The organism is Fontibacillus phaseoli (assembly GCF_003337355.1).
Lineage (GTDB): Bacteria > Bacillota > Bacilli > Paenibacillales > Paenibacillaceae > Fontibacillus > Fontibacillus phaseoli.
Map to the genome: position 1 here is coordinate 188,663 of NZ_QPJW01000001.1, position 15,226 is coordinate 203,888.

The 15,226-nt window shown below is 50.7% G+C and carries 19 protein-coding genes; 18 read left to right on the plus strand and 1 reads right to left on the minus strand.

All coding sequences use genetic code 11. The features are described 5' to 3' along the window. Window positions 1-263: 263 nt before the first annotated feature. From DFP94_RS00930 to DFP94_RS01000, 15 genes are all read left to right on the plus strand, one after another. Window positions 264-1,088: a hypothetical protein gene (locus DFP94_RS00930; RefSeq protein ID WP_114494574.1), complete on the plus strand. Its 825-nt coding sequence runs from the start codon at window positions 264-266 to the stop codon at window positions 1,086-1,088. An 11-nt stretch (window positions 1,089-1,099) separates the two neighbouring features. After that, a complete protein-coding gene (locus DFP94_RS00935) occupies window positions 1,100-1,303 on the plus strand; it encodes a YqzN/YkzM domain-containing protein (RefSeq protein WP_114494575.1) in 204 nt (67 codons plus the stop codon). Window position 1,304: 1 nt separating this feature from the next. Continuing rightward, window positions 1,305-2,768, plus strand: a complete 1,464-nt coding sequence (locus DFP94_RS00940; RefSeq protein WP_114494576.1) for a phage tail sheath family protein — start codon at window positions 1,305-1,307, stop codon at window positions 2,766-2,768. 19 nt (window positions 2,769-2,787) lie between these two features. Then, a complete protein-coding gene (locus tag DFP94_RS00945) occupies window positions 2,788-3,204 on the plus strand; it encodes a phage tail tube protein (RefSeq protein WP_114494577.1) in 417 nt (138 codons plus the stop codon). A gap of 35 nt (window positions 3,205-3,239) precedes the next feature. Then, window positions 3,240-3,698 (plus strand): phage tail assembly chaperone, encoded by a 459-nt coding sequence (locus DFP94_RS00950; RefSeq protein ID WP_114494578.1) that lies wholly within the window; start codon window positions 3,240-3,242, stop codon window positions 3,696-3,698. A 202-nt stretch (window positions 3,699-3,900) separates the two neighbouring features. Beyond that, window positions 3,901-5,589 carry a hypothetical protein gene (locus tag DFP94_RS00955; protein ID WP_114494579.1) on the plus strand — a complete coding sequence of 563 codons (1,689 nt, stop codon included), beginning with the start codon at window positions 3,901-3,903 and terminating at the stop codon, window positions 5,587-5,589. 12 nt (window positions 5,590-5,601) lie between these two features. Continuing rightward, a complete protein-coding gene (locus tag DFP94_RS00960) occupies window positions 5,602-6,234 on the plus strand; it encodes a LysM peptidoglycan-binding domain-containing protein (protein ID WP_114494580.1) in 633 nt (210 codons plus the stop codon). Continuing rightward, window positions 6,231-7,202, plus strand: a complete 972-nt coding sequence (locus DFP94_RS00965) for an XkdQ/YqbQ family protein (RefSeq protein WP_114494581.1) — start codon at window positions 6,231-6,233, stop codon at window positions 7,200-7,202. The genes DFP94_RS00960 and DFP94_RS00965 overlap by 4 nt, the downstream gene beginning before the upstream one ends. Then, window positions 7,192-7,593 (plus strand): hypothetical protein, encoded by a 402-nt coding sequence (locus DFP94_RS00970; protein WP_114494582.1) that lies wholly within the window; start codon window positions 7,192-7,194, stop codon window positions 7,591-7,593. The genes DFP94_RS00965 and DFP94_RS00970 overlap by 11 nt, the downstream gene beginning before the upstream one ends. Next, window positions 7,586-8,041, plus strand: coding sequence for a DUF2634 domain-containing protein (locus DFP94_RS00975; RefSeq protein WP_114494583.1), 456 nt, complete (start codon window positions 7,586-7,588; stop codon window positions 8,039-8,041). Before DFP94_RS00970 ends, DFP94_RS00975 begins: the two co-directional genes overlap by 8 nt. Further along, a complete protein-coding gene (locus DFP94_RS00980) occupies window positions 8,041-9,159 on the plus strand; it encodes a baseplate J/gp47 family protein (RefSeq protein WP_114494584.1) in 1,119 nt (372 codons plus the stop codon). The genes DFP94_RS00975 and DFP94_RS00980 overlap by 1 nt, the downstream gene beginning before the upstream one ends. Then, on the plus strand, window positions 9,152-9,769 hold the full coding sequence (locus tag DFP94_RS00985; protein ID WP_425459221.1) for a YmfQ family protein: 618 nt from the start codon (window positions 9,152-9,154) through the stop codon (window positions 9,767-9,769). Before DFP94_RS00980 ends, DFP94_RS00985 begins: the two co-directional genes overlap by 8 nt. Continuing rightward, window positions 9,762-10,793 carry a pyocin knob domain-containing protein gene (locus DFP94_RS00990; RefSeq protein WP_114494585.1) on the plus strand — a complete coding sequence of 344 codons (1,032 nt, stop codon included), beginning with the start codon at window positions 9,762-9,764 and terminating at the stop codon, window positions 10,791-10,793. The genes DFP94_RS00985 and DFP94_RS00990 overlap by 8 nt, the downstream gene beginning before the upstream one ends. A 407-nt stretch (window positions 10,794-11,200) precedes the next feature. Next, window positions 11,201-11,644: a phage holin family protein gene (locus tag DFP94_RS00995; protein ID WP_114494586.1), complete on the plus strand. Its 444-nt coding sequence runs from the start codon at window positions 11,201-11,203 to the stop codon at window positions 11,642-11,644. Continuing rightward, window positions 11,622-12,461, plus strand: a complete 840-nt coding sequence (locus tag DFP94_RS01000) for a glycoside hydrolase family 25 protein (protein ID WP_114494587.1) — start codon at window positions 11,622-11,624, stop codon at window positions 12,459-12,461. Before DFP94_RS00995 ends, DFP94_RS01000 begins: the two co-directional genes overlap by 23 nt. 85 nt (window positions 12,462-12,546) lie before the next feature. Here DFP94_RS01000 and DFP94_RS26250 read toward each other — a convergent pair whose 3' ends face one another. After that, window positions 12,547-12,672, minus strand: a complete 126-nt coding sequence (locus DFP94_RS26250; RefSeq protein WP_281269459.1) for a hypothetical protein — start codon at window positions 12,670-12,672, stop codon at window positions 12,547-12,549. A 341-nt stretch (window positions 12,673-13,013) separates the two neighbouring features. Between DFP94_RS26250 and DFP94_RS01005 the strand changes: the two genes are divergently transcribed. The 3 genes from DFP94_RS01005 (at window position 13,014) to DFP94_RS01015 (ending at window position 15,160) form a co-directional block, all read left to right on the plus strand. Next, window positions 13,014-13,226 (plus strand): hypothetical protein, encoded by a 213-nt coding sequence (locus DFP94_RS01005; protein WP_425459235.1) that lies wholly within the window; start codon window positions 13,014-13,016, stop codon window positions 13,224-13,226. Beyond that, window positions 13,216-13,443: a hypothetical protein gene (locus tag DFP94_RS01010; RefSeq protein ID WP_114494588.1), complete on the plus strand. Its 228-nt coding sequence runs from the start codon at window positions 13,216-13,218 to the stop codon at window positions 13,441-13,443. The genes DFP94_RS01005 and DFP94_RS01010 overlap by 11 nt, the downstream gene beginning before the upstream one ends. A 142-nt stretch (window positions 13,444-13,585) precedes the next feature. Continuing rightward, window positions 13,586-15,160 (plus strand): DUF4127 family protein, encoded by a 1,575-nt coding sequence (locus tag DFP94_RS01015; RefSeq protein WP_114494589.1) that lies wholly within the window; start codon window positions 13,586-13,588, stop codon window positions 15,158-15,160. Window positions 15,161-15,226 lie beyond the last annotated feature (66 nt).

Below are 15,226 nucleotides of genomic sequence, written 5' to 3' on the forward strand. Positions count from 1 at the left end.
CCGTTTTCGGCCCGATGCCTGTCCATCTATCTGTCTTATGATGTGTTAAATTTATATTGTGGAAAACAAGTGAGAGACGCATGATTTGATGAAACTGCTCAATAAGACAAAGTCGCCGATTTAATGGCGGCTTTTTTTTGTTGAATGGAGCGGTCAAAAGGATTTCTCACAACCTCGCCACATCCCGTGAAAGGAGGTGAAACATCATTCTAGACCAAACGCTTACTGTCATTCGAACCAAACTGCTCGAGTCGATTCCGGAGTTGAAAGAGGTTTATTATCTGGTAGTTCCGGAAGGAGTCAATCCCGTCAAACCCTATGCAGTTCTGTCCCTTGAGGGCGACAGCGGGAGCAATCCTTGGAAGGGGCTGAGGTATCTTTTTCAGATCCGCCTTTACGTTTCCAAGATCAATGCTCCTACCAGTGAACTGGATTTTTTGACCACGTCCATCGCCAATTCTTTGGACAAGCAGTTACTAGGAGATGAAGCGACAAGCAGTCGGGTTGCATTCTATCAAGGGCAAGTCGGTACGGACATCGTCGATGATGAACGCGATACGATCCAACGGAATTTGCAACTTTCAGTGCTATCTCCAAAGCCTTTGGCTGAGCTCACTCCAATCACCAGCGATCCGTGGCTAACGGCGCTCGCGGCTTGGACACGGCAAGCATTAGAGGCGGATTGGTCCGTATACGGCGGCAACTGGCCGCCAGAGCCGAAGACTCCTTCGATCCTGTGGCGGATTACCGAAATGGATGCAACCCCGAGAGGGTCGTCGGCCTATGAGCTGCAAAAGAAAGCAACGGCCTTTATCCAAGCCAAAGATTCCAACCAGGAGCATGTAGCTTTATTGCAGTTGGTTGAGGGCTTGGCGGCGGCGGTAAAGATCCCGATTGGGGCGGGTGACCGGAAATTTGTAAGGGTGATCACCCCACAGGTGAATACCAGAACCAACGCGAGCGCGGATGGTTATGCCGCAACCGGCGAAGGGCCGCTTACCGTAACTTTAAGCCGGAGAGTGACTTCTTTGGCCGATGAGGCGGCGCCGCCGCTTATGCAGTTCGTCCATTATGAATCCCATATTTGAGGTGAGAAACTTTGAAAGCTACCCAAAAGGAATCTTCCAAATCCAAGACGACTCCGGTTTATTCGCTTAATGAATTAGCGGAAAATAGCCAGTCTCTCTTGGGCGTAAAGTCCGAAGTGCTGACAGGAGCACTCCACGGGGCTCATCAAGAGTCCTTCGGCGTGCAAGAGGCAAAACAGCTAGTCCAACAATTTTTGAAAAGGAAGGTGCTGTAAGATGGCAGGAGGAAATTGGAGTTTGACGAATCAGCCGGTGCTTCCCGGCCTGTACATGAATTTCGTGAGCGCGGCGGGATCGGCGATTCAGCCGGGCGCGCGCGGCGTCGTGGTTGCCCCGGTAAAATCCCATTGGGGGCCAGTCAATCAATTTGTCGAGGTGGCGAATGAAGCCGCGATCAAGGAACTGTTTTCGGACGATGAGTCTGACGGGGCATCCGCTTTAACGACCTTGTATTTTGCTTTGCTGGGCGGGCCGAAAAAACTACTCGCTTATCGGATCGCCGACAGTTCGGCGGCTGCAGCGGAATTGACGCTGAAAAATACGGCGGCAACAGCCGAGAACAGCGTCGTGCTGAAGGCCATTTACCCGGGCAAACGGGGCAATGGCTTTAAAATAACGATTCAACCGAGCCTGTCCGTAGCGAACGCCAAAGAGCTGAAGCTCTACGAGGACGGAACGTTGCTTCGTACGATTGCGATCGGTGACGGGGAAGCCACCACGGCTGTCGAGGCTATTAACAGCGATGCGGCAAACAAGTGGATCACAGCGGTAAAAATCGCCGACGGCGTGCTCGCGGATGTATCCGGCGAGGCATTTTTCCGCGGGGAGAGTGGTATTTCCGGCATTACGAACGGTGATTACGTGAAAGCGACTGAAGCGTTCGAGACGCAGGATTTCCATGTGCTTACGCTTGACGGCGTGACTGATGCTGCACTCCGGACCAGCATTGTAGCCTGGTTGAAGCGCGTCCGTAACGAGGGGAAAGGTATAATCGCGACGCTTGGCGGTACAGTGGCCGAAGATACCGGGGCTGATGCCGTTAATAAGGCGGTCACCCGCAGTACGGCCATCGATTATGAAGGTATCGTAAACGTCGGTACAGGCGCCAAAATGAACGGCAAGTCCTATTCCTCGGCCCAGGTGGCGGCTTGGGTTGCCGGGCTGATTGCAGGCCAGTCCCTGAAGGAATCTTCAACCTACGCGGCCGCTCCTTTTGAGGACGTGACCCGCCGCTGGACCCGGTCCGAGCAGGAGTCCGGCGTACAGAACGGTGTTTTTTTGCTGGTACATGACGGGCGTAAAGTGAAGGTGTTGCGGGGTGTGAACAGTCTGGTTACGCTGCGGGAAGGCCAGAACAAAGGCTGGAAGAAGATTCGCAAAATCCGGGTGCTGGACCAGATCAACGCTGATTTGCAGCGTACCGCCGAGGACAATTATATCGGCAAGGTGAACAACACCGAAGAGGGACGACTTGCCTTGATCAGTGCCGGGAAGCAGTATTTGCAAACCCTTGCGCTTGAAAACGTCATCGAGTCCACCGGATTCGATGTGACGCTGGATCCGCGTTTTTACGGCAGCGCGCCGCAATTCCAACCGGAAGACGATCAGGTATTCCTGTCGTGGACGGCGGATGACACCGATGTGATGGAACAAATTTTCGGCACGTTTTACGTGCAATAATTTTGAGGGGGAATAGCAAATGGCACAATATCTTGATCCGGGACGCATCATCATGGGAACGTTCGGCCAGATTTTTATCGATGGAGTTTGGCAGTCGAACCTGAATCATCTGGAAGCTAACGTTGAGGCGGAGAAACGCGAATTGAATCTTGTCGGCACGGACTACACCGTCTTTAAATTGGGTCGCAAAAAAGGAACCGGTACGATGAGCGGCTACAAAGTTTCATCCGATATGATTACGCGGGAATTCCAGAAGTTTTCGATTATCCATAAGCTCGACGATCCGGAGGCTTACGGCTTTGAGCGTATTCAGTTGAACAACTGCATGGTGGATAAAATCCAGCTCGCCAACTGGACCGCAGGTGAGGAAGTAGCGGAAGAAACTGCCTTTACTTTCGAGTCGTACGAATTGCTGGATCCTATCGTCGTGTCTTAATTCCACGGAGAGCCAAAATAAGGAGGACATATTCAATGAGTACGGAACAACTGAATGAACAGGATATTTTGGACGGTCTCTTCGAGACGGCAGTGAATTTGCCGGAAGAGACCGTTTTTATTGGACGTCTAAGCTTACGGATCACCTTGCGGGGTCTGACCTCCAGCAAAGTCGATTCGATTCGTGAACGTTGCACGGTTCGCAAGACCACGAAAGGCCAGGTTTCGGAAAAAATCGACAGCGAGCTGTTTAACGCGGCTTTGATCAAGGAAGCGACCGCGGCTTTGGAGGTCGTCAAAAAGCTGGAGCAAGGCGGGGAGCAAAGCGTGAAACTCAGCGGTTGGGGTGACGAACGGCTCATTAGCCGCTTGAAGCTGTCCGGCGGCGAAGAAGCCGTCCGCCGATTGTTGTTGGCCGGGGAACTGGATGCCGTGGGCGACAAGGTGCTTGAAATTTCCGGCTTTGGGGTGGACATCGACGACGTAAAAAACTGATTGACTCCGGCGGCATGACGACGCTGCTGTTCCATTTGTGGACGCGGCATCATCTTCGCCCCGGGGCGTTCTGGTCTCTTCCCAAAGGAGAGCGCCTGCTGCTTCGAGCTTTTTCGGAGAGGGAGCTGGAGATGATGTCTCTGCCTCCTTCGCCTTGAGGCTCTTGAAGTAGATAGCGCTGTACGGAGAAAGGAGGTGGCATATGGCTAAAAAAGAAATTTTGGGATTGGAAATCGAAGTCGACAGCGATGAGGTCGACAAGACGGACAAAAAGCTTCGCAGCTTGGATAAGCTCCTTCAACAAACTCAGCGACGGGCCGCTGTTTTAGGTAAAACCAAGATTGCTCCGAAAATCACGTTAGATGACCGCTTTACTTCCGCCGCCGAAAAAGTGAAGCGAACTCTTACGCAAATTCAACGGACCAAGGTCCGGCCCATGGTTCATCTTGTGGACAACGTAACCGCAGCCGCCGCAAGAATCAAAGGCTCGCTGATCGGCCTCAGTATGCGGCCATGGCGGGTTTCGGTGGAGGCAGTGGATTGGGATGGGGTGGTTGGCGGTTCTTTTGACAACTGGATAAGCGCAGAAGGTCAAGGCACCTTGCAGAAGATCTCTTCTTCCATCGGTACTGCCCTTGGCAGCGGGTTGAAGGATGTGATGATGGGAGCATTGGGACTAGCCGAATCACCGAAAGAAATGGTCCCTAAACGGAGAATCGACTTCGCTGAAGAAGATCGAAAGCTACTGATGGATAAGGAAGAATCGCCTTATGCTGAGGCTGGAAGGAAAGCGGGGGAGAGCTTTTTTCAAGCTTTTCTTGAGATATTAGATCCTAATCAGATTATGCAAAGGATTAACTTAAGATGGGTAGCTAATCTAGAAGGTAGCCAGAAGGGCTTGGGCGGAGTTACGGGAGAGAAAAAGAATGGGATTAAATCAATCCCGGAGAAGATATCCAGTGTGCAAAAGTGGATAGCTGGTTTTTTGGATGATATGTCTTTTGAGGCTATAAAAGGTAAAGGGGATAAAATCCTTAAAGAAAAAATACCACAATTCACTAATACAGTTAAGGATTATTGGGAAAATATCAAGAAAAAGCCAAGTGAGATATGGAAATATCTTGAACCTGCTACAGGTTGGGTTAAAGGATCTGCATGGCCATTTTTGAAGAATAATGGTTCTAAGTTGATAAAAAAACTTAAGTTTGGGTATTTAAGTACACCTATTGATATTGCAGAATTTGCTACTGCTAAAACAGATAGAGAAAGAGCTGAAAAGATTGGAGGAATGATTGGTGGTGCGGTAGGAGGGGGACTTGGAGTCTTTTTTGGTTCTGGACTTCCAGGAGTCGGGAATGTTTTATTAGGATTAGCACTAAGTGTAGCAGGGGATCGTGCCGGAGAATTGATCGGCGGAGGACTGTATGATGTATTTACTTCAGAGCACGAGCCAACTGTATATTCTGACCGAGTTATGGCCCCTGGCGTGCAAGGAGTTACAAGGCCAGAAAAGCCGCAGCGTTATATTATGGGAACTCCTGTTCCTGATCCAGTTGTAGAAAAGAAGATAACTTCACCAAAAGTTCAAATTCCGAGTCTTATGATAGATCCGTTTCAAAGTTATCTGGATTTATATGAACCAAAAAAATATGAGAGTCCTATGGAACAATTTGAAAAATTCAGGAATGACACCTTTGGTTTCCCGATAGGCGTACAACCACCTGATAGTGAAGCTACTGGCAAAAAAGAAGTTTCTATCAACGTTTCTTTTGCAGAGGGGGCCATTAAGCTTAACTCCAACAAAGACGAACTCAACATTGAAGAACTTAGCATAATTACTGCCCAGTTAATGGCCAATCAAATGCGATTAAAGTTGCAGAATATGGGATAAGGAGGGAAGTGCGTGGATATTCACTTGAGGGACGGGGCGGGAAATGATTTTCATTTTCCGGTCAATCCCGAAGAAATTACGATCTCCAGAGGGAAATCGTTGGAGACGGTCAATATTTTATCGCTCGGGGAATACGAATTCCCTGCGGGAGAGAAGGTGAAGGAAATCGCCTTCTCTTCTTTTTTTCCGGTGTCGTATGACAAAGGGTACTGCAAGTACAAGAATCTTCCCGACCCGCAGGAGGCGATGAATCAGCTCACCCGGATGATGAACAGCAAGACGCCGGTTCGGCTGATGATCACTGAAACCGCGGTCAACGTGCTGGTGATGATCTCCGCGCATAACACGACGTTTAAAGGCGGAGAGCCGGGGGATGTGTATTTTGAAGTGACGGCACGCACTTGGCGGGACATGAAGTTCCATACGAACACGTCAGCTGCTCCGAAAACACAAGGATCACGGCCGGACACCAAGCCGAAAGCCAAAACCTACACGGTCAAATCCGGTGATACGCTGTACAAAATCGCCAAGCTGGAGCTCGGGAGCAGTGCCAAATGGCAGGCCATTTACAATGCGAATGTCAAAATCATCGGCAAAGATCCGGGCAAGATCAAACCGGGGCAAAAGCTGGTGATGCCGTCATGAGTTACGAGGTGGTGCTGCAAAACAAGTATTATCTCCGCGAGTTGATCGAGAGTATCTCGCTGACCGAATCGCTGGATCAGATCGCCTATCAGGCCTCCATCACCTTGAACATTCCGGGAGATTTTCCGGGGATCGAACCCGGTCAGGAAATCCGGATCAGCGGCGTGCCGTTCGGTGCAACCAAACAGGTACCTCTGCTGCATCCCGGCGTGGTTTGGGAGTGCAGCAGCACGGCCAGTCTGATCAAGAAGATGACCCTTACGGTTTACGACTGTACGATCTATCTGGCGAAATCGGAGGATGAGTGTCTTTTTGCGGCGGGCGGAACGGCTTCTCAGCGACTGAAAAAGTATGCGACCGATTGGAAAATCAAGCTGGGGTCCCTTCCGGATACGAAAACCAGGCTAAAGAAATCGGTGTATCGCGCCCAAACGATTTATAGCATGATCATGTCCGACCTGAAGGAGACAGTGAAATCCGGCGGCGACATGTATATCCCGCGGATGACAGCTTCCGGGCTGGAACTGTTCAAAATCGGCGGCAACAAAACCGTCTGGCGATTGGAAGGCATCGAAGAGGCGACGCAGAGCCGTACGCTGGAAGAAACGGTGACCCGAGTCAAGGTACTGGGGACGGAGAGCGGAGAGGATGCCCCGGCCAAGGTCCTCGCTATTGCTTCGGGAGAGACGGCCAAGTTCGGCGTACTTCAGCGAATCGTTCAGGATGACGACGTCAAAACCACGGAAGCCGCAAAAAAACTGGCGGAATCGATGCTTACGGGAAAAGGAGTCTCCTATTCCGTATCTTGTACGGACCTTAACACGGTTCGAGCCGGCGATAAGGTGAATTTTAACGGGCTGGGATTGATCGTTACCTCGGTAACCCACCAACTTGGCGATCCTGGGCATATGACTCTGGAATTGTCTTCTTTCGAGGACGTGAAAAGGAGGTATTTTCTTGACGGTTGATCCATTCACCGCGCTCGCGGTTACTCTACGGGACAATGCCGTAAACAAGACCAAGGAAGTTCTCTCCGGCGTAGCCGTCGAGCTTGGCACGATTAAATCCTCCGGTTTGAAGCTGGATCGGTTCAAGCATGAAATCGGGGATTATTATGTGGCCGAATTTCCCGGAACCTTGAAGCTACCTGAGTTGAAATTGGCTGGAACCGTTACGGGACTTAAGGATAGCGGAGGAGGCGGCATTCAAGGAAAAGCGAATTACTCTTTTGAAGCCTCCGAAACAAAGGAATCGTCTCTAAAATTGCAGTATAAGCCCGGCGACCGGGTCCTTGTGATCCCGTTGAACGGAGGGCATGACGCAATCGTGATTTGCAAGGTGGTGAGCAGAGGTGGCTAATCTTTTTCCGGAAAATACGGAACAGTCCTGGGGAGCGGACCAGTTGTCCGAAGTTCAGGATGAGGGCGTGCGCTTTGGGAGAAGCTGGCGTTTTGATTTTGATGCAGGAGAATTCGTTATGACGCCTACGCGAAAAATAGCCGGAGCCGAAGGCACGGAAGCCTGGATCCTGTGGTGCCAAAAGGCAATCCGCACGCCGCGTTACAGACATCTCATTTATTCGCGGGACTATGGGCAAGAATTCGAGGAACTCATTGGCAGAGGCTACAGCCGGGCCGTTCAGGAGAGCGAAATCCAGCGGATCGCCAGAGAAACGTTGTTGATTGACCCTCGTACGGCAAGCGTGGAGGGTTTTGTTTTTGAATGGCAGGGGGAACGGTGTTCCTTTACTTGCCGGGTTGCGAATATACACGATGAAGAATTGACTTTGGAAGGGAGCGTGAGCTGATGGCGGAGCTGCCGCTTTTTTTGCAGGAAAAAAATGAAGAAATGATCATGCAGCGGATGCTGGAGCGGGTACCTTCGGATATCGATAAATCCGAGGGTTCTTTTATTTGGGATGCCCAGGCCCCGGTGGCCTTCGTGCTGGCAGAAGCGGCGGGCTGGGCCCAGCAGGTGTTGCAGCGGGGGTTCGCGGGTACGGCCTACGGAGAATATCTCAACCTGAGGGCGGCCGAACACGGGATTACAAGGAGGGCAGCCGTTGCGGCGACTGGAGCTGTCCGGTTCACCGGCGTGCCGGGGGCGGTCGTGCCCGCCGGTACCGTGGTGGCTACTCCGGCCGACGAAATTACGGCCGAAGCTTCGATTGAATTCGAGACGACGGAGTCCGTCGCTTTGGGAGCCGATGGGCTAGGCGTTGCATCGATCCGGGCTTCGATGACTGGTCGCATGGGAATCGTCCCGGCAGGAGTCATTACGGTCATGTCCTCGCCGGTTGGCGGGATTACGGCTGTAACGAACCCGAAGGAAACCCGCGGAGGAGCCGATACGGAGTCGGATGAACTGCTCTTGGAGCGTTTTTATGCCCAGGTTCGCAATCAGGGGACCAGCGGCAACAAAGCCCAGTATTTGAAGTGGGCGGGAGAAGTGCCGGGTGTGGGCGGCGTTCAGGTGCGGCCGCTCTGGAACGGTCCGGGAACCGTGGGGATCTATCTGCTCGACGCCGAGAAACGGGCGGCGAATGCCGAGATCGTGACCGCGGTCCAGGAGTACATCGATCCGACGATGGACGGACAAGGGGAAGGGATGGCTCCGGCTGGACCGGTCGTGAAGGTGATGGCGGCCGAAGAGGTGCCTATTCATCTCTCGGTTCGTTTGACATTGGCTGCCGGAGCTACGAGAGATGAGGTCCAAAAAAGCATTGAATTCGGGATTCTCGCTTATTTGAAGACGCTGGCTTTTGCCGATCCGCTTGTGCGTTTTACTCGGATCGCGGCGGTGTTGCTGGATATTCCACCTATCGTGGATTATGCCGACTTGACCGTAAACGGCAGAAGCGATGCCAATATCGAGATTTTATCCGGGCAGGTCGCCGTGTTAGGGACGGTGGATATCCATGGGTAGTGCGGGCATGATGACGAATCCGGTTGTGACGAAGACGGGTTTATATGACATGGAAAGTCCGATCGGACGCGAGATGTTTTCTTACTTGCCCGGATTCTATGAAAACTCACGGATTATAAAATATGACATGGCCGCCAAGGGTGCGGAGCTGGATGCGCTTTACGACGCGCTTAACGAGACGCTGGATCAGTTTTTTGTCCGGACGGCGACCTGGGGATTGGATCGGTGGGAATCCGAGTTGGGGATCGCGACGGACCGGGCCAAGCCGCTGGAACAGCGCCGCTCCCTGGTCGAATCCAAGCTCCGCGGGGCCGGCCAATTCTCGGGCCGACTCGTCAAGAACGTCGCCGAAGCGTACGACGGAGGCACCGTCGACGTAACTTTTCAACCCGCCGAATGGAGCTTTACGATCAAGTTCGTCGATACGATCGGCGTTCCGCCGAATCTGGACGACCTGAAAGCGGTCATCGAAGAGATCAAACCGGCGCATCTGGCGGTGGAGTATGAGTTCAGCTACTTGCTGATCAAAGATCTTCACGGAGTTTTATTGCTCAAGGACATGGAGCGGATCTCTTTATCCAAATTTGCAGGAGGTGGTCACATTGGCTAGCAATACACCTAACCTTAACTTATTGAAAAAAGACCCCGTCACGGACGGGAACGATACATTCAACATCCAGACGATGCTGAATGACAACTGGGATAAGATTGATGCTGCGGTGGGCGAGGTACGGGAGGAGTTACATGCTATTGAGATTCCGTATGCATCTTTAACAGTTCCGGGGATTGTACAGCTTTCGAATGAGACGAATGGAACGCGGGAGAATGTTGCAGCTACGGAGTTAGCTATGGGAAAAGTTGCTGTGCAATTGGCGGATAAAGCCTCAAAAACATATGTAGATGCTAAACCCTGGCAAAAGCACAAACTGACTGATGATTCAGGAAGAGGCGTTGATATATCAGGAACTGATCTAGACAGTCTGTTCACTAACGGACAATACTTCGGAACATCATTATATAATACGCCTGTTGTAGGTAACTGGTTTTATGTGGAAGTTTTTGGTTACCTTAATACAAATTTCTGCATGCAAAGAGTTACAGTTCTGGAAAACTCTATACCTACGCTTTATATGCGTATGAGATACGCAGGTGCTTGGGGCGCATGGTCACCTGATCTTTTTCAATCTGGCGTTAATGCTAAAATCAGCATTGCGGATGCGGTTAACGCCAAGGGAGTACCTGCATCCGCAAATGACACTTGGTCTTCAATAGCAGCTAAGATCGGGCAAATCTCTGTATCTGGTCGTTTTGCAAAAGGGACAATTATTAGTTCTGCTGACACTATTATAGTAGAAAGGCCGAATTCAACCCAATCATCGGTATCAGTTGTCACTTACATCGGTTTAACTTTTATGCCCAGGGTTATTTTTCTGACAAGCGGATCAACAATTATCATCTATTCTAGTGATATAAATTATGGGGGAAACTTTGCAGCGGACATTCTAGTATTCACTAATAACTCAGTAATTGATTATAAATTTGATGGACCGCTAGTTGTTACTTCTTCAGGTTTTAGTTTACCCGTGCCTGGTAACTTAATTAGCACCAGTTTTTTTTGGTGGGCTTATGACTAAGGAAGGAGAATGCTTATGAGTGCTTTGGGGGCAAAAATTTACTAACAATAAGACGTAAATACCCAATGGGAATCTAGCGGTAAACTGGCTCCAGTGAAAACCAGGTCATTAGGGTCAGGATAACTAAATTCAAGTATCAATGTATCTGGATTAATCTATAATCATTACATTCGGCGAAGTCTCGAAAATAATGGACAGGTTTCAATTTTATACAACCAACAGACTAAGAAACATACCGTTTTAAATCTACAAACATCTCAATATTCTCTTCTATAGTGGTTTCTTTAACATTATAGGACGAAAAGCGCACAAACCAATATTAGAATTGAGTTACATTATACATTACTTTCGCGCCCCCGAACCCTGGGGGCATTTTTCATACAATTATCAACAAGGAGGCAACCGACATGAATGATCAGATCAATAACATCATCACCAACACGGCCTCTATTTTCGGAGCGGTGCTGGGCTACGCTGTAGGCGGTTTTTCCATCCTCCTCCAAGTGCTGCTCGTTTTCGTGATTGCGGACTGGGTTACCGGGTGGGTGGCGGCGTGGATGAACGGCGAGCTGCGTAGCCGGATCGGGCATGAGGGGATTATCCGCAAGGTCACGATATTTATACTTGTATCGATCGCGCATCTGATCGACGGGATTTTGGGCGAAGGTCATTATATCCGGGATGCGGTGATCTTTTTTTATCTGGCGACAGAGCTTTTGTCGATCATTGAAAACGTCGGGCGGATGGGCATCCCGATGCCGGGGGTGCTGCGGAACGCGGTGAAGATTTTTCAATCCAAAAGCGGAGACAGCGAGGAGGAAAATGAGGATGCAGGCACGAAACAGCCGTAACGCAAAAGGAATCGACGTATCCCGCTGGCAGGGCAGCATCAACTGGCCTAAAGTCAAGGCGGACGGGATATCTTTTGCTTTTATCAAAGCGACGCAAGGAACAGCTTGGGTAGACCCGCAGTTTAAAGTAAACGCCTCCGGCGCCAAGGCCGCCGGTCTCTTGATCGGCGCGTATCACTTCATGGATGCGGCAATACTGGAATCCGCCAAACAACAGGCGCGGCATTTTGCGAAAACGATCCAGGCCTCAGGCATTCGCTTCGATCTGCCGCCTGTCATGGACTACGAAAATAATCCGGCAGGTTTAAGCAAATCCCAAATCAATGCTGTGGCGGACGCCTTTTTGAAAGAGGTTCAGAAACTGACCGGCATCGTTCCGATCATCTATACGGGAAATGCGTTCGCTCAGCAATTCCAACCTTCGTTGGGCCAATATCCGCTCTGGGTCGCGCGGTACAGTTCCAATGTTCCCTATGACGTGCCCGCCTGGAACCGATGGGACTTCTGGCAGTACAGCGACAGCGGCAAGGTGGCCGGGATCGCGGGAAACGTCGATTTGAACGAGTACAAGGGGAGCTTGGATGACATGAAGGCGAACTATCTCAACCCGGCCAATCAACACGAAAAGGAGGAACATAACATGACGGAACGGGATATTCACCAGGTCAGCGAATGGGCGGCCAAAGACTGGGCCGAGGCTAAAGCCGGAGGCTTGTTTGACGGCACGCGTCCGGGAGCGCCTCTAACCCGCGAGGAAGCGGCGATTGCATTCAACCGGCTGCAAAAAAACATTTTAACCACGCTTAAGACATCCTGACTGTGATCGCAGAAAAGTGCGCAAGGGACGATGAGTCGGCGCTGAACCCGATTACGCGGCAGCGAAAAATCACGAAATCCCGAGCCTACTTTCCCCAATACACCGAAAACAAAGTATATATCACATATCCGCAGGCGAGCAGGATGGCAAACGCGCTGATCCACAGCACGCCTTTTCCCCAACTCCGGTAACGGTCTCTTTGTCTCCACATCTAAGTTCGACCCCTTCCTGTAGGAAATTGAATAAACGGCAATTAGTTACGGCGGGGCAACTTTGGACCAGGTACGGATCACTGGCGCCCTGGGTTTATTTGTCATATGTTTTGCCTCGCTTCATCCGCGCAGCTTATATTTTTCTGTACAGCATATATATAACTTAAGTTAATATCTCCTCTTTTAAACGACCTCATCGAAAAGGGAATTCCATCCATTCGCATTTAATTCCCTGTTAAACTTGCTTTGGCTTCCATACCTCCCCTGAAAACGGAAATTTTTCTTGTTGAATAAAGAACGAATGTTCGCATATAATACAAACAAACGTTCTTATATGGAGATGGTATTGGTGGAAAAATACATTGGAAAAATCCTCGAAATCATTTACATCGACCGGGCTGGGCGAGTGTCGCAGCGGCGGATCGAAGTTCATGCGGTGAAAGGAGACCTGGTGCGGGCCACCTGCCTGAAAACCGGGGAGCCGAGGGCTTTCCGCAAGTCCAATATTTTGGCTTTCGTGCCTGTGAAAGGCCGTGGCAGCCATGCTTCCTGATCTCGACCGCAAGCTGCTGCGGATTTTGTTCAACTTCTCCATCCAGCGGCGGCGGATGCCGATGATGGGCGAACTGGAACGCATGACCGGCAGAAGAAAGGAGGATATTCTCGAAGGGCTGCGAGCGCTGGAGCGAGAGCAATATATTCATTGGCCGGATCCGCCGCAATTGCAGGATATCCTCGTGCTGGAGGCATGGGATCGGGGAATTCATTAATGGACCCCGATCTGTTTTTTTCGGATATTATCGTAATTTCATGGGATATTTCTTTCACCCGGAGAGAGCTAAGATTACAGTAAGCGTAGAGGTAAAATTGAAAGCGCTTAATAAACCCACCGGAGGGAGAGAGCAATCTATCATGTCAAAAGTGGTCTACTTGCCGCTTGACGAAAGACCATGTAACTACTTGTTTCCGCAGCGGCTCGCCGAAATGACCGATCTGGAACTCGCAGTACCTGACATCCGGCTTTTGGGCCGAAAAAAACAGCCGGCCGATACGGCGGCGGTCCGGGAGTGGCTTTTGAACGAAGCCGAGGGAGCGGACTATTTGCTCGTATCTATTGATTTGCTGGTTTACGGTGGCATCGTGCCTTCCCGCTTGCATCATCTGACGTTTGAGGAATGCTTGGAACGTTTGTCCGTACTGGCCGAAATCAAGAAGCGCCATCCGGGAATCCGGATTCACGCCTTCAATCTGATCATGCGGGTGCCGAACAACAATAAGGATGAGGAAGAGCCGGATTACTATAAATTTCATGGCGGCCAGATTTTCAAATACAGCTATTTGACCGACAAAGCGGAACGCGACCGGTTGAGCAATGATGAGAGTCAGGAACTGGAGGAGTTAAAAACGCTGATTCCGGAGGTTTACCTGGACGATTTCGTCGGGCGCCGGGGAGTCAATCAGTTGGTGAATCACTACAATTTGATGCTGGCACAGGAAGGGATTATCGACCACCTGGTTATTCCGCTTGATGATAACTCGGAGTATGGATTTTCGTCGAAAGAGCAGCAAATGATGATAGGCCGGGTCGAGGAACTGCGCATCATGGACCGCGTGATGATCTATCCTGGAGCCGACGAGATCGGCTGCACGATGTTCGCGCATATTTTTTGCGGATTGAAACAGTATAAACCTGAGGTTTTCGTACGCTATTCTTCGACCAAAGGGCCGCTGATCAAGCCGAAGTATGAGGATCGGAGCTTGAACGAAAGCGTCAAATCCCATTTGACCGCCTCCGGGGCCGTGCTGGGTGATCATTCCGGCGATACTCCGCTGGTGCTGATCGTGCATTCCCCGGCTGTCGATCAGGCGGGCATGGCGGAGCAGATTCCGTTTAAGGAGCGGCATCGTTCCTATTTTTCCGAGATTCATTACCGGGAGATCGTCGAAGCGATGGATGCTTATTTGCGCAAGGGCAAGCATGTAGCATTGGGCGACGTGGCGACGTGCAACGGCGGCGATCCGGTGTTGATGAATCTTTTGAAGCAAAGAGGACTGCTGGATCGTCTGACCGCTTATGCCGGGTGGAATACATCAGGCAATGCGCTCGGCACGGTGATCGCCCATTTCGTGATTGTTTCGTATTATCTGGAACGTCCGGACGAAGCGATTTTTCCTGAGATTGTCCGGGAGAGCCGGAAATTTTACTACGAGCGCCTGGTCGAGGATTTCATTTATCAATCCCTAGTTCGTCAGGATATGCTGAAGAATGATTTACCCGGCCTGGACGCAAGCTATTACGTGATCGGACATTGTTTGGACGAAGTGCATGGAATTTTAGAGGAAAAAATGAACCGTGCCGCCGAGCAGTATTTCGAGGGCATTTCGGAAGGGCGGATCAGGCTGCAACGGCTCCATTTTCCATGGAAACGCATGTTTGAAATCGGGTTTGAGCTTGAAGTCGAGACGGAATCCATCACTACCGGGTAGACCCTGAGCTAGTCTATTCAAACTACAAACATTATAACGTTATATTTACTTCTCACAAGGGAAGTG

Excerpts from the sequence above, each read along its gene's own strand:
- DFP94_RS00940 (WP_114494576.1), top strand. The coding sequence starts at position 1,305 with ATGGCAGGAGGAAATTGGAGTTTGACGAATCAGCCGGTGCTTCCCGGC.
- DFP94_RS00945 (WP_114494577.1), top strand. The coding sequence starts at position 2,788 with ATGGCACAATATCTTGATCCGGGACGCATCATCATGGGAACGTTCGGC.
- DFP94_RS00950 (WP_114494578.1), top strand. The coding sequence starts at position 3,240 with ATGAGTACGGAACAACTGAATGAACAGGATATTTTGGACGGTCTCTTC.
- DFP94_RS00955 (WP_114494579.1), top strand. The coding sequence starts at position 3,901 with ATGGCTAAAAAAGAAATTTTGGGATTGGAAATCGAAGTCGACAGCGAT.
- DFP94_RS00965 (WP_114494581.1), top strand. The coding sequence starts at position 6,231 with ATGAGTTACGAGGTGGTGCTGCAAAACAAGTATTATCTCCGCGAGTTG.
- DFP94_RS00980 (WP_114494584.1), top strand. The coding sequence starts at position 8,041 with ATGGCGGAGCTGCCGCTTTTTTTGCAGGAAAAAAATGAAGAAATGATC.
- DFP94_RS00985 (WP_425459221.1), top strand. The coding sequence starts at position 9,152 with ATGGGTAGTGCGGGCATGATGACGAATCCGGTTGTGACGAAGACGGGT.
- DFP94_RS00995 (WP_114494586.1), top strand. The coding sequence starts at position 11,201 with ATGAATGATCAGATCAATAACATCATCACCAACACGGCCTCTATTTTC.
- DFP94_RS01000 (WP_114494587.1), top strand. The coding sequence starts at position 11,622 with ATGCAGGCACGAAACAGCCGTAACGCAAAAGGAATCGACGTATCCCGC.
- DFP94_RS26250 (WP_281269459.1), bottom strand. The coding sequence starts at position 12,672 with ATGTGGAGACAAAGAGACCGTTACCGGAGTTGGGGAAAAGGCGTGCTG.
- DFP94_RS01005 (WP_425459235.1), top strand. The coding sequence starts at position 13,014 with ATGGTATTGGTGGAAAAATACATTGGAAAAATCCTCGAAATCATTTAC.
- DFP94_RS01010 (WP_114494588.1), top strand. The coding sequence starts at position 13,216 with ATGCTTCCTGATCTCGACCGCAAGCTGCTGCGGATTTTGTTCAACTTC.
- DFP94_RS01015 (WP_114494589.1), top strand. The coding sequence starts at position 13,586 with ATGTCAAAAGTGGTCTACTTGCCGCTTGACGAAAGACCATGTAACTAC.